The following is a 13,609-nucleotide window of genomic DNA, read 5'->3' as shown; positions in this document are numbered from 1 at the left end:
TCAGCTGAAAGGTCGCGACCTTCGATAATAAATATGGTGCCTGGGCACAGATCAATCAAGAGAATAGTATTTATGCTTGGTATAAGTTTTATTGAAGTATGCCGGAGGCGGCGAGGGCGCTGATCAGGCGAAACCAGTGGCCGGAATTGCCCCGCCGGTGACCACGCCGGCGTCGTCGGAAATCAGGAAAGCGACCAGCTTGGCGATCGCCGCTGGAGGCACCCAGGTTTCGGTGTTGGCGTCTGGCATGGAGGCGCGGTTCTGAGGCGTGTCGATGGTGCCGGGCAGGATGCAGTTGGCGGTGATGCGATGTGCCCGGTTTTCGGCGGCGATCGCCTCGGTCAGGCGCATGACGGCCGCCTTCGAGGCGGCGTAGGCCGCTTGTTTCGCGCCTGATTTCAGTCCCGGCGCAGCCGCGATATGGACAATACGGCCGTAGCCGGCCCTCCGCATCGAGGGCAGTACTGCCGCGCTGATGGCGTAGGCGGTACGCGCATTCATCGCCAGAAGCGCGTCCCATTGCGCAAGCCCGGCCTCGTCAACCGACCCCATCTTGAAGCCGCCGACCGTGTTCACGAGAGCATTGATTCCCCCGAAGCGATCCTCCGCCAGCCGAACCGCGCTTTGGCATGCCCCAAGATCGGCAAGATCTATGCCCGGAACCTTGAGAACCTCGACCCCGGCGGGGAGGGCGCCCACGACCTCATCCAGCGACTGGGGATTGCGTTCGACGCAGACGAGGCGCGCGCCCTCCGCTGCCAGATGTTCGACGACGGCGCGTCCGAGGTTGCCTCCGGCGCCAGTGACCATGACGACCTTCGTTCCCATCTCCACCCTTCCGCAATTGAGTGCGCACGAGCCGACCAGCGCTCGCAGCAGGAGCGCCTTCGAGCTTCGTCGACTACGATGCCAGCCTATCGATGCCGATGCAACGGCGCGATAGGCATGGAAGTGGGTTGACAGAAGCGCTCGTCCGAAACCTTTCTACCGCTGTCTCGTTGAGAATTTGCCGCGTCGTTGGAGAAGCCGCATGACCCTGACCCTCTATTCCCACCCGCTCGCCTCGTTTTGCCACAAGGTTCTGATTGCGCTCTATGAGAATGGCACGCCCTTTCGAAACGTCGTGGTCGATCTCGGCGACCGAAAGGCGAGCGCCGAATTCTTCGCGCTCTGGACGCTCGGCAAGATACCGGTGCTGAGAGACGATCGGCGTGGGCAGACGGTTCCCGAGACCTCGATCATCATCGAGTATATCGAGCAACACTACGCCGGACAGCAGGCGTTGCTGCCTTCGGACGAGGCAGCGCGCCTCGACGTTCGGCTTTGGGACCGCATCTTCGATCTCTATGTTCAGGAGCCCATGCAGGCGATCGTTGCCGATCGCCGTCGGTCGGAGGGCGAGAAGGACCCACTAGCCGCAGCGCAGGCGCAAGCGACGCTGCGATCGGCCTACGAATTGCTCGAAGAGCGCCTGAGCGGGCGGACGTGGATTGCCGCCGACGCGTTTTCCATGGCGGATTGCGCGGCGGTGCCCGCGCTCTTCTACGCTGGCATCGTCGCGCCTTTTGCCGATGACCACCCAAATCTTGCGGCCTATTTCGATCGCCTGGTAGCGCGCGCCTCCGTCCAGCGCACGCTGGCGGAGGCACGGCCCTATTTCGCTCTGTTTCCGTTCAAGGCCGACATTCCGGCGCGATTTCTCGTGGATCCGGCCTAGCGGCCGGTCCGCTGCGCGTCAGGCGCTGGTGAGTTCCTCCGCCCGTGCCACGATCCGGTCGTAGGCGTCCAGGTAGGGGTCTTCGACTGGGGCGAAGGGTGAAACGGCAAGCAGCAGGAGCGCCTTCAGGTGTTGCCGCCCGCTCTCGTTAAGGGCGATCGGAGCATAGGCCTTCATCGACCGACGCGCGGCTGCCGGATAGAGACGCTCGTACTCGGAGACGTTCGCCATGCTTTCGCGGTTATGTACCCAATAGAGGAAGGTTTCGGCCGGCGCGCCCTCGGCCAGCACGACCTGATGGTCGTCGAGTACGATGTGGAAATACTCTAGAGTTTCCCGATCGTCAGGCAGTGCCGGCACGATCGTGAGGCCGTTTACGAGGTCCTTTGCCCGGATCAGAGTGCCGTTGATGTAGAGGGCGTGTCCGGCGGAAAGGTAGAGGTCGGTATGCGGCGTCAGTGGGCCAAGCGCATGGCGTGCGACGCGGATCGGCATGACGCTCTCGTCCCACGCAGGGCCGCTTTTCTGAAACGTCTGATGGCCAATCCAACGGATGGGGAGTGCTTCGCCGCGCACGGTTTCGACCAAATCGCCGATCCGCAGGTTTTCCACGGCAACCTCGCCGGTCGCGGTCTTGATCGATGTACCCAGAAGGAAACAGCTCACACTTGTGCCTGGAGAGCCGCCGGAGTTCCCGCCGCCGGACGACGTCCCGCCGCCACCGCCACCACCGGCGCCGCTCGCGCCACCGCCGCCGTGGTTTCCGCCTCCGCCGCCTTTCCACCACGCCTTGCCGAGCGCGTGCGCGGGAGCGGCGGTCGCCGTAACAGCCGCTGCGCTGATGACAGCAACCCTGGCGCCGGCGGCCGCGGCCATGCCCAAAAAGTGACGTCTTGCCCGATTGATTGGCCTGTGCCCATCCCTAGCCGCCCACATTTCCTTCTCCTTTTTTATGGATTTTTCCATTGGATTTTCTCTTGCCTATCGTAACGGAACTTAGACGGGATTAGCCCATCACGTATTCGCGAATTCCCACGTGAAATAGACGTAGATGGGCGCAAAATAATGCTCCCGATCTACCTCTTTTACTTTCTTTGATTGAATGTTTAGGTGATTATGCAAGCATGCCGTTTAACGTAACTTTCCGTTACGGCAGCAGCGACTGCAGGTGGAACAGCCAACACAGTCTATTTATTTGATATTGAATGTGTAAATTCTTACGCTGGAGCTTATCTCGCCGTATGCGGAAGCAGCCCAGTCCGAGCTAGCTGGCATTATCTGCCCGACCTGAGCGAGGAGGACGCCGTATGGGCTCGGACATGATGCTGCGTTTGCCCTTTAGGCGTGTGATTTGAAAGTAGCGCTACCTAAAGGATATTATAGCCCCAACGGGCTAGCGCCAATATTGGAAAACGGCACCCATCCTGTTCGGCATCAGGAACAGCTGTTCGGCCCTGGTAAAACCGGCTTGCTCGCCCATGGCGATCCAATCGCCTGGAGACTCCGGAAAATCGGCCAGGCGGACATGGGCGTCCATGGCCGCGAATTCCTCGTCCGTGAGGGCGGCCCAGGCGGACCGCAGCGCGGTAAACCTGTCGAGCCATTCGTCCCGGCTCTCGCCGTCACGCAATGTCGGCTCCCAGATAAGGAAGAGGCCGCGACGGTCGAGCGCATCGTACACATGCCTGATGAGGCGGGCCTTGCCATCCGCCTGCAGGTGATGAAGCGACATTCCAATCCAGATGACGTCCACCGGATCGGTCCACGTCGCCATGGCGTCCGCAAAGTCGCAGCATCGCAACTCCGCGGGGCATTTGAGGATTGCGGTGGCGGCGCTGGCCAATTGGAGAGAGTCCGGCGAAAGGTCGATGCCGTAGTAGTGGGCGACGGGGCTCTCTTGGAGCATCCTCGACGAAGCGCTCGCATCGCCGCATGCGATGTCAAGAAATCTGAAAGGCCGCGCCATGTCCCGCGAGAGCACGTCGTTCAGGAGCCCATAGATCTCGCGATGAAACATGAGATTGGCGCCGACGATCTTGCGGTATGTCGCAAGCTGCCTGTTGAACATCGCTTGCGATTCATCACTGGCGGCGGCTTCGTCGATGGTCATGGCGAGCTCTCCGAAGGTGGGGGCGCCTGCAGCGCGCCGTCGGCACACAAATGCAGCGCGCGATAGACGGCGGTATGCGCCGGTGTCGGAACGCCGAGCGACTGTCCCAGCGAATGCATGCGCCCCGATAGCCAGCGGAGCTCCAGCGGCTTGCCGTGTGCAAGGTCGTTGGCCATCGACGACTTCGTCTCGGGCGGAAACTGGTGCCATAGCGTGTGGATACGCTCCACATAATCTGCCGTCATGGGATGGCCCGCGGCGGCAGCGACGGCGATACCCTCGTCGCGCAGCTGCTCGATGAACAGCCGGCTTTCTGGATCGGCGAGGATCGGACCGATCCCGGAGCGCATCAGCGCCGTGCCGCCGGAGAAGGCGCAAAGCGTCACGAATTTCATCCAGATGACTTGCCCGATGTCGTCGACGGCCTGCAGGTCGAGCCCGACTTTCCCGGCAGCGATCGAGAGGGCAGTGATCGTCGCGTCCTCGCGGCCGCCGGTCTTGAATTGGGCAACGCTGCCGAGATGGACGATCACGCCCGGCCGAGCGACATAGGTGGAAATATAGGCGGCACCGCCGATCACTTGGGAGCGCGGCACGAACCGCGAAAGTACATCGACGCTGTCTATGCCGTTCTGAAAGGTAACAACCCGCGTTTGGGGTCCAACGATCGGTACGATGGCCGCGGCCGCGGCCTCGACATCATAGAGCTTTACCGCGACGATCACGACGTCCGCCACGCCGATGTCGGAGGGCGTGTCGGTGGCCTGAACGGCGAGATTGAGATCGCCGAGTGGGCTCTCTAGGCGCAGCCCGTCCGCACGCATCGCTTCTAAGTGGCTACCGCGGGCAATGAAGACGACGTCCTCGCCCGCGAGGGCCAGTCGTGCGCCGAGATAGCCTCCGATGGCTCCCGAGCCCATCATCGCGATCCGCATCGTCGCCCCTCCGCCGCCACTACGCTGATTGCAGGCTTAAGATAGCAGTTTCCGTGTTTTCCGCACGGGCAATTGTATGGCCGCGATCGCAAACGCTCGGGAACCAATGGGGCCGGTTTCAGTTACTGCCCACGAACAGCGCAGTGAGGATCTCATGAATCACCTCGAACATGCCAAGCAGGTCGCGATGACGGCGCATGAGGGGCAGAGCGACAAGATCGGAAGGCCCTTTCTCGAACACTGCCGGCGGGTTGCCGCCGCCGTCAGCGGCGATGCGGCAAAGACCGTCGCCTATCTCCACGACGTCGTCGAAAAGGGAAATCACTGGACGCTGGACCGTCTGCGCGAAGAGGGTTTTGCCCGCGACACGATCGTTGCGGTGGATGCGATGACCCGGCGCACCGCAGAGACGCTCGAAGACTTTACCCGAAGAGCCATGTCCAATCCGTTGGCGCGCCCCGTGAAGCAGGCGGATCTCGAGGACAACCTTTGGCAATGCCTGGAGATCGGCGAAAATCCGGAAAAGTATGAGCGAGGCTTGGAGATCGTGGCCCTGGAGTTCGAACGGCGCTAGCCATCGGGCTGGAGATACCGGCCATAGGCTTCGCGGGGATTTCAGACGATATTCACGGCGCTGGCACTTGCCATGCATCTTTTTCCGGCAGTGGGCGTTTCACTATGGTCGTTGACGTTGTGGAGGTTGTCATGCAGCACGGAGGCCCTCAGGGGAACAAGTTCAACACTGCCGCCGACTTGCGGGCAGACCTTTCCGAAGCTGCGATGGAAGCGGAGGAGGGGGGTGTCGAAGGGCTGGCTGCCGCCCCCAGCTATGAAGCCGAGCATGCCGAACTTGCCAAGCTGCGGGCACAAATCGCGGAGCTGAGAAAGGAGCTGCTGGCCACACGCCTTCGCGCACGCGCCGTCATCAGATCCGAGGCCGGTTATTTGAACGCCAGCGCGCACGCGCAGCTAGGCGACTATCCATGGGTGAAGCTCTCTGCAGCGGCAGCGGCAGCGTTTGCCGTCGGCCGGTTGCTTCGCGGGGTACCGATCCTCTCGCTCGCCAGCTTTTTGCTCGTAAACCGCGAGACCTCGACAAGGCGCTGAGGATAGCTATCCCTCATGCTGCACTAGCCAGCCTTCCGGGGCGGCCACTCCGTAGGCGCCCCATTGATTTCAACGAGATTGAAGTCCGGGTCGCAGAAGTAGATTTGCGGAAATCCCGCCGGTCCGGTGCGGCGCGCAATCAGGGATTTTGGGTCGCCTTGCGGCAGATCTTCGCGAAAGCCGAGGCTCTTCAAACGATCGACGGCAGCCTCGAAATCGTCGGTACGGAACGCGAAATGGCAATCGGAAAGGTCGATCGTCGGCTCAGCGCGGAACGTGCCTTCGGGATTGAGGATGATATGCACGTGCAGGCTGCCACAGGCGAACCAAGCTCCATCCGTGCTGAAATTCGGCCGCGGGATTTCGGCGAGACCGATGACATCACGATAGAACKACCGTGATTTTTCCAGATCGGTGGTGACGATCGAGACGTGGTGCAAGGCAAGCGCCGGCATTCTTCTTCCCCCCGCAATACGTCGAGAGATAACAGCTATCGCGCTAAATTACCATCGCGGCAAACATCGCGCCGCTCGCATCCGACGGCTTTTCAGCAATGCCCTATCGGAACGCAACCTCGAGATTCTGTCGATCTTGCTCAACGATTCTGCAGTTCGTTTCGAAGCCTTCGCCCTTGATAACCAAGATGAACTCCGGCGGAATACCCGCCGAATTCGAAACACAGATACCTGCCCCATCCGCGCCGAGGGATTTGACCGTGCAATCGATGGTGGAGCGCCGATCGTTGAACAGGATCGAGCCCGCCTTGAGGACACGCCGGCGGGAGCCCATCTGATGGCTTGCCTGGAACGAGCTCCAGGAAACACAGCGGTTCCGTCCCTCGTTCTTAGCCCGATACATTGCGGCGTCCGCCTGCGCTAGCAGCGTGTCGAAGTCCTTGGCGACGATCGACAGTCCCGCTATCCCGAAGCTCGCGGTCACGCTCAGGGGAACGTCGGCGCCGCCGATGCTCTGCGACTTAATCCCCATCCTCAATTTTTCGGCGACCAGGATGGCGGCTTCCGGGCCGACATTCGGAAGCATAACGGCGAACTCCTCACCGCCGAGGCGCCCGAAAACATCCTCTGCGCGGAGAATTTTCTTGCAGGTGGCGGCGACCGCCTTGAGAACGTCGTCGCCCGCGGCGTGGCCATGCGTGTCGTTGACTGACTTGAAATGATCGACGTCGAGGACGATGCAGTGCAGAGCGGTCTGCTGTCGTCGCGCCGCGGAGATGAGCTGATCGGCTTCCTCTCGGAAGGCGCGCCGTGTCAGGACTTCCGTCAAGCCGTCCGTGGCCGCCGATTGCAGCAGCTCGATCCGGTCCATCGCGACTGCGGCCAGTTCCTCAAGGATGACGAGATCCCGGGCGCTGAACGATCTCGGCCGGCGATCGATCGCACATACTGTGCCGATCGTGTGTCCCTCCTTCGTTTTCAGCGGGACACCGGCATAAAAGCGAATGCTGCTATCGCCGGTTACGGCCGGGTGCTCCGAAAATCGCCAGTCCTTCGTCGCATCCTGCACGACGACCGGTTCTTCGGAGGACACGACATACCGGCAGAAGGAATCTTCGCGCGGCACTTCATCGGCGAGAAGACCCGAGCAGGACTTATACCACTGCCGGTGCGCGTCGATCAAAGACACGAGCCCGATATCGATGGCGAAAATTTCCTTGATCAATCTCACCACTCGCTCAAGACCTTCGTCCCTTGGACTGTCGAGCAGGTCCAGCCGTTCAAGCGCAGCAAGGCGCTCGGCTTCCCGAAGCTTGACCTCGGACGTTGACTTTCCAAACACCCCAGCAATCACCACTTCCCCATTTCCTTCATAGTTGGCCGCAGCGACCATACGTTCATAGATTGGTGAAAAAATCGGATATGCGTGAGAAGTGTGATGGGGAGGCGGGCTTGGGAGCCGAGTGTGGAATTTCTCATCTGAGCAGTGGCGGCTCTTGGCGCGCGAAGCAGACGTCGCCTCCGCAGCGGATGGCGGGACGGTTTACTGAAATTTCAGGGTGGCGGTGGGAAAGGAAGAGTTCGGATGACGCCGAAGCCCAATCAATCAATCTTTCCTGTTGCGCCATTGGTTTCCAAACTTTGCAAGGTATCGGCGGCCGACCAGCAGACTGAGGACCACTATCACTGCGGCGAAGATCAACAGTTCGGTCGAACCATCGCCGCCATCTGGGGAAAGGCCAAACCAACGCTCGATAAAGTCCATAGTTGCCTCCAAACGGATTGAATAGAAATCAAAGTCTCGCGCCAGTCCCGCAACTCTTTGCGGGGACTTCGATGCGGAAGCGCTACGAAGACGGGTTAGTCTTCACGATCCTCGCGATCTTCACGCCAATCTTCCTCTTCGTCACAGCAATCATCGCATTCCCCGCAAGAACAGTCGCCGTGGTGGTGGTCACAGCACCCTTTCTTGCAATCATCGCAGTCCTTCTTGCAGCCGCAGTCGTTCCAGATCGTGTACGCCATGACGTCGAGGGTTATGACGGGGTTGTCCGGGTCGTCGCTGGTGATGATGAGTTCGCAACATCGAGGGCATTTTTCCGTGGCCTTGTAGCGGATCAAGACATTCAGGCACGATCCGGGATGGAGCGTTGCCGGGAAGGGGTTGTTGATCAGGCGCCAGTGCCGGCTCTTACGTTTGAAGGCAACGCTGGTCACGTGCAGCTTGCAGTCGCCAATGTTGCAGATCGCGATCGTTCGCTCGGCACGGCAACAGGCCCTGACGCCGCCGAAGCAGGTCGATCCGGTGATGGTGATCTTCCCGGAGGGTGCGCAGCCATAAAGCGAGATGCTTTTAGTGCCCGATGGGTCGTCGCTGCTGATGTCGATCGTGGCCGACTTTGCTCCGAAGCTCGTCGGTTCAAATCGGATGGGCAAATCAATGGAGCCGCTGGCCGCGATCGTGATTGGATAGGTCGATACGCTAGGCACGATAAAATCGCCCCCGGAGGAAACGATTGCGGTTATTGAAAGCGTGCATCCGCCGTTATTGAAGACGGTCAGCGGTTTATCGGCAAACGAACCCACGCACACATTGCCGAAATTGCCGGCGTTGGCGACCATAAGGTTGAGCCGCGGCGCGGGCGCAGTTCCCGAAACGGCGATTTGGCGGACGCCACCGGGTTCGTTGCTTAGAATGGTGATTGTTGCGGATTTCGCGCCGAGGCTTGCCGGCTCGAACCGGATTGGCAGCGTGAGGCTAGACCCAGAACCTACCAGAAGCGGGAAGGAAACCACATTTGGCGCGAGGAACTCCGTCGACGAGGAACTGACGCTGAATATCAGCAATGGGCAGGTGCCGCGGTTGTTGATCGTCAGGTCCTTGTCGGCAATCGATCCCAGACAGACGTTGCCGAAGTCGCCGCTATCGGCAATCGCCGTGACCAAGACTGCGGTACCACGGGTGCCCGTTGCCGACAGATCCACGACCGGCGCATTCGGATCGTTGCTGGCGATGCGTATGGTCGCGGTTTCCAAGCCGCTTGCCGCGGTCGGATCGTACTTAATCGTGAAATCGACGTGTTCACCCGGCGCAATCACTAGCGGGGTTCCAGGCGTCGCCAGCACGGAGAAGCTGGCGGAGCCCATCAAGCGCTGGACGCTGGTGATCGTCAGATCGCTCATTCCGACGTTAAATATCTCAAGGGTCAGATATTGCGGCCCCTGGCAGACCGTTCCAAAGGCAAGATCGTGTTCCAGGTTGACCGCGATCGACGGGCCTTGCGTTTTGACGAAGGCGAATGCGCCCCGCCCATAGGTGGCTGCGTGCAGGATCCCGTTCCTGAGCACGAGGTCGAACACGGGAACGCGCGGGAAATGAATATCGTCAAGTATCGTCCATGACGAACCACCGTCGACGGATCGGACGACGCCGAAGTCGGTGCCCGCGTAGATGGTCGTCGGATTGTCCGTGCCGTCAAGCGCCAGGGCGTTGAACGGAATATTCAGTGGCGGCGAAATATCGGTCCAGGCCGCGGCGCTGAGGGTCGTGCGGAAGACATGGCCGATGTTCCCCGCGCCGCCGTTGAGGCCGCCCATCACGGCATAAAGCGTCGTTGGATCATTCGGATCGAAGGCCACGCGAGCAACGTTTCGTGGCGGCAGATTGCGCGTGATGTCGGTGAACGTCACGCCAGTAGGTGGCCCGACCGTTGCCGCAAGTGCATTTGTTGAAACGAAGACCCGATTGGAGACGCCGATCACGACGTTGTTGCCATTGGTCGGCGCGACGTCGATATCCCCCGTCGTGGCAATGGGCGAAAGGATGCGCCAGCTGTTGCCGCCATCGCGGCTTTGCCAGAGATTTTGATTGCCGCTTGCATAGACAATGCCAGCAGCGCTCGGATCGGTGGCCAGCGGCGAGAGATAGCACCCTGCGTCACTGGTCGTGCCCCACGGGGTGATGTCTGTCGGGAAGGTTGCCCCGTCGTCCGTCGAGCGCCAAATCCGCGTGCAAGGCGCGGGCGACCAGAAGCCGCTGGTGCAATAGACCTGTCCAGCGGTGGTCCCGTCATAGACGACGTCCCAGCCGTCACCGCCCTGGCCGGCGACCCAGCCGAGGTTCGTTGCGCCGACGTTTGTCTGTGTGCCGTTGTCCTGGAGCGCGCCGAGATTGTTGGTGCCGGCGGCATTCATGTCGATGTTGTAGAAGAGCGCGGTCTGCAGGCCTCCCGAGCTCAATGCCGTCCAGTTGACGCCGTCGGTGGATCGGTAGAGGCCGCCGTCATTGCCGCAATACACGATCGACGCCAACGGAGCGGGCTGGCGGACGAAGGCCCAGGCATGATTGTCGGCATGAATGCCGCTCAAGGCGGTGAACGAATTGCCTGAGTTGGTCGACCGTGCATGACCCACCGCCCCGAAGTAGATGATATCGTTGGCACCGTCTCCGGGCGAGCCAGGATCGACGCCGAAATTGAAGCTGTACCCGCCCTGCGTGCCGGTGGGCATGCCCGTAGCGGTCCGTTGTGCCCAGGTCGCGCCCTGGTCGGTACTGAGAAAGATGCCGACCGGATCGGGGGCGCCGCCTGTTCCCTGGAGCGTCGCGTAGATGACCCGGACCCCAGCCGCGTTGGGCGGGGAAGTTGGCGGCGCAATTGCAACGATCGTCTTGCCAAACCCTGCTGGTGACGCCCCAATCGCGGCGCTGACAGCGGGCGTCGTGCCGTTCAGGATCTGCGTCCAGTTCTGGCCGCCGTCGTTTGAGCGGAAAACGCCGCGTCCGGAAATTCCCGCGTAGAGCACACGGGCGGCGGCGGGAGTAGACGTGTCGAGCACCAGCGAGCGAGCATCGCCGCCGCTGCCAACGCCCTGCGTCCAGTTCAATCCGCCATCTGTGGATCGATAGCAGCCACCCGTGGAAGCCAGATAGACGATGTTGCTATTGGCAGGGTCGACCGTGATGACGTTGACCCACTGGTTGACGAACTGAAGGGCATTGCCGGTGTTGCCGGCCGGATAGCCGGACCCCAGTCTGATCCAGCTTGAGCCGCCATCCGTCGACTTGAACAGGCCCGCCTGGGGCTGCGCCGACACCCGCCGACTGGTCCCGACATAGATGACATCCGTATTGTTGGGGTCGATGGCCAATGCGCCGGGTTCGCCGACACCAAGGGCAAGCTGTCGGTCGAAGATCGGGCTCCATGACGTGCCACCGTCGTCCGTGCGCCAAACGCCGCCACCGGCGGTGCCGATATAGATGAGATTTGGATTGGCCGGGTTTATTGCTATGGCCGAGACAAGGCCACTGACGGGAGAGCCGCCCTGAGCTATTGGACTAGGACCGATTGGAGTCCAGACGGTTCCGTTCAGGCTCATGGCAACTGCTCCTCATTTGGTGTCGCTGTCGCTCTTCGGCTTCTGGTCCTGATCTTCTTCCGACGGACCCTTGTCAGAGGGAACCTTGACATCCGTAGGGGGCCGCATCACCGACCCTTGCAAACTTCTCCATTCATCGAGCGCCCGCTCATATGCGTCGGGTGTCAGCTCGGGTCCCCCTCGCATACGCCGCTCAAGGATTTCCTGATGTACGCGATGCTCCCGGCCATCTGACTTGTGCCGTGGCCTATCACCGTCCTGGGTGGGCTGCTGTTGGGTAGGTGTTCGACCTCCCCGGCCTTTTGGAATCTTCGGCATTGCCATTTTTCTCCTCAACGGTCCTGGTTCACCATTCCACGACCGAAAGTGCATGCTAGGCCTGAACCCACCTCAATCGCAGAGGCTCCTCTCTTGACCTCACGCGAACATTCCGTCGTGCTTGAACCAGCGGTATCGACGTACAACTACGAGCACTGTGCAGGGATCTGCGTAGAAGATCTGAGACTGTCAACGACTGGAGATGCGAGCAAATTGCCCCGCACTTTACTGGGGTGGCTGTTGCCCAGTTGTGCCCTTCGCCGCCCAAAGCAGCTTGCCCGGAGACTCTACATCATCGCAAACTTTATGCAAAGGTTCCGTCGGTCGGCATGTGGTTGTATCTACCGCATGAGTTGGTCAATTACCCTGCGATCGGGGTATCCGCCGAGCGTCACCGCTTCCTGCTCGCACGCAATACAATTTCGTCTGATCCCTTTGCATCGCCCGCATCAGGAGCTAATCAAGCGGAGCACTTCTACGCGAGTGCCCCATAGACTGTGACGACATCACCTCTACCTTAGTGCTTGACCGCTTCACTTTTCGTCGGCTGCCGCCAGCCGTCGACCACTTTCGTTTCATATCAATTATCAATGGAAGGACTTGAGGCATGGGTAAGACCAACGGCTGGGGCATCCTTGCGACCGGATGGATCGCGGAACTATTCACGCAGGACCTCATCGCCGCCGGTTTGAAGGTCGCGGCGGTCGGATCGCGTTCCGAGGCGAAGGCGACGGCCTTCGCGGAGCAGTTCGATATCGCAAAGGCCCACGGCAGCTACGAGGCGTTAGTGGCCGATCCCGACGTGGACATCATCTATGTGGCTACCCCGCATCCCCATCATGCCGAGGCTGCGCTGCTCGCCCTTGAAGCGGGCAAGCATGTCCTCGTCGAAAAGCCGTTTACGTTGAATGCGCACGAAGCCCGCCTGATCGTTGACATGGCGCGTGAAAAAAACCTTGTGGTCCTCGAAGCGATGTGGACCCGCTTCCTTCCCCATATGAAGCGTATCCACGAGATCATCGGTTCAGGCACCCTCGGCGAACTGCGCTCGCTCTCGGCGGAGCATCGCCAGTTCCTTCCCACGGATCCAGCGCATCGGCTGAACGCACTCGAGCTCGGCGGCGGAGCGCTTCTGGATCTTGGGATCTATCCCATTTCCTTCGCATTCGACATTCTTGGTGCTCCGACGTCCGTGCAGGCGATGGCGCGTTTTCAAGCGACTGGAGCCGACGCCCTAGTCGCCACCGTCATGGAACACCGGGGCGGAGCGATTTCGACAACAGTGTCCACCTTGGATTCGGCGGGTCCGAACGTTGCTGTCGTTTATGGAACAAAGGCCCGCATAGAGATCGCGACGGTCTGGTACCAGCCGACCTCCTTCAAGGTCATCGATCAGAACGGTGCGGTCCTCGAGCAATTCGACGAAACGGTATCCGGTCGGGGCATGCAGTTTCAGGCATTCGAGATGGAAGCGCTGGTACAATCGGGGCAGTGGTCAGAACGCATGCCGCCCGATCAGAGCGTCGAAATCATGCAGACGCTCGACACGATCAGGCAGCAGATAGGACTGGTCTATCCGGGAGAACGTTAG

The 13,609-nt window shown here is 60.7% G+C and carries 12 protein-coding genes; 4 read left to right on the top strand and 8 right to left on the bottom strand.

Going from position 1 to position 13,609, the window contains the following annotated elements; all coding sequences use genetic code 11:
- Positions 1 to 123: 123 nt before the first annotated feature.
- On the bottom strand, positions 124 to 828 hold the full coding sequence (locus AB4048_RS10580) for an SDR family NAD(P)-dependent oxidoreductase (RefSeq protein WP_442201907.1): 705 nt from the start codon (positions 826 to 828) through the stop codon (positions 124 to 126).
- Between the two features lie 202 nt (positions 829 to 1,030).
- Between AB4048_RS10580 and AB4048_RS10575 the strand changes: the two genes are divergently transcribed.
- Positions 1,031 to 1,717, top strand: coding sequence for a glutathione S-transferase family protein (locus tag AB4048_RS10575; protein WP_442201906.1), 687 nt, complete (start codon positions 1,031 to 1,033; stop codon positions 1,715 to 1,717).
- A gap of 18 nt (positions 1,718 to 1,735) precedes the next feature.
- Here AB4048_RS10575 and AB4048_RS10570 read toward each other — a convergent pair whose 3' ends face one another.
- The 3 genes from AB4048_RS10570 to AB4048_RS10560 form a co-directional block, all read right to left on the bottom strand.
- Positions 1,736 to 2,593 (bottom strand): Hint domain-containing protein, encoded by an 858-nt coding sequence (locus AB4048_RS10570; protein WP_442202007.1) that lies wholly within the window; start codon positions 2,591 to 2,593, stop codon positions 1,736 to 1,738.
- Positions 2,594 to 3,110: 517 nt separating this feature from the next.
- Positions 3,111 to 3,827: a class I SAM-dependent methyltransferase gene (locus tag AB4048_RS10565; protein ID WP_442201905.1), complete on the bottom strand. Its 717-nt coding sequence runs from the start codon at positions 3,825 to 3,827 to the stop codon at positions 3,111 to 3,113.
- A complete protein-coding gene (locus AB4048_RS10560; protein ID WP_442201904.1) occupies positions 3,824 to 4,762 on the bottom strand; it encodes a ketopantoate reductase family protein in 939 nt (312 codons plus the stop codon). Before AB4048_RS10560 ends, AB4048_RS10565 begins: the two co-directional genes overlap by 4 nt.
- 154 nt (positions 4,763 to 4,916) lie before the next feature.
- On the opposite strand from AB4048_RS10560, the gene AB4048_RS10555 reads away from it, so the two are divergent.
- Together AB4048_RS10555 and AB4048_RS10550 are read left to right on the top strand one after the other, a co-directional pair.
- Positions 4,917 to 5,336, top strand: a complete 420-nt coding sequence (locus tag AB4048_RS10555; RefSeq protein ID WP_442201903.1) for an HD domain-containing protein — start codon at positions 4,917 to 4,919, stop codon at positions 5,334 to 5,336.
- Between the two features lie 131 nt (positions 5,337 to 5,467).
- Entirely contained in the window at positions 5,468 to 5,869 is a 402-nt protein-coding gene (locus AB4048_RS10550; RefSeq protein ID WP_442201902.1) for a hypothetical protein, read from the top strand.
- A 23-nt stretch (positions 5,870 to 5,892) separates the two neighbouring features.
- Here AB4048_RS10550 and AB4048_RS10545 read toward each other — a convergent pair whose 3' ends face one another.
- The 4 genes from AB4048_RS10545 to AB4048_RS10530 all read right to left on the bottom strand — a co-directional run bounded on the left by AB4048_RS10545 (position 5,893) and on the right by AB4048_RS10530 (position 11,700).
- Positions 5,893 to 6,324, bottom strand: a complete 432-nt coding sequence (locus AB4048_RS10545) for a VOC family protein (RefSeq protein ID WP_442201901.1) — start codon at positions 6,322 to 6,324, stop codon at positions 5,893 to 5,895.
- A gap of 103 nt (positions 6,325 to 6,427) precedes the next feature.
- Positions 6,428 to 7,681: a sensor domain-containing diguanylate cyclase gene (locus AB4048_RS10540; RefSeq protein ID WP_442201900.1), complete on the bottom strand. Its 1,254-nt coding sequence runs from the start codon at positions 7,679 to 7,681 to the stop codon at positions 6,428 to 6,430.
- A 249-nt stretch (positions 7,682 to 7,930) separates the two neighbouring features.
- Positions 7,931 to 8,089, bottom strand: coding sequence for a hypothetical protein (locus AB4048_RS10535; protein ID WP_442201899.1), 159 nt, complete (start codon positions 8,087 to 8,089; stop codon positions 7,931 to 7,933).
- A 95-nt stretch (positions 8,090 to 8,184) separates the two neighbouring features.
- A complete protein-coding gene (locus AB4048_RS10530) occupies positions 8,185 to 11,700 on the bottom strand; it encodes a choice-of-anchor D domain-containing protein (RefSeq protein WP_442201898.1) in 3,516 nt (1,171 codons plus the stop codon).
- 925 nt (positions 11,701 to 12,625) lie between these two features.
- Here AB4048_RS10530 and AB4048_RS10525 point away from each other — a divergent pair.
- The gene (locus AB4048_RS10525) at positions 12,626 to 13,609 is read left to right on the top strand and encodes a Gfo/Idh/MocA family protein (protein WP_442201897.1); all 984 of its coding nucleotides are present in this window, start codon (positions 12,626 to 12,628) and stop codon (positions 13,607 to 13,609) included.

The organism is Rhizobium sp. RAF56, from assembly GCF_052113965.1.
Classification (GTDB): domain Bacteria; phylum Pseudomonadota; class Alphaproteobacteria; order Rhizobiales; family Rhizobiaceae; genus Rhizobium.
Note: the sequence above shows the minus strand (reverse complement) of the source record. Positions and strands in the feature narration are given on the sequence as shown.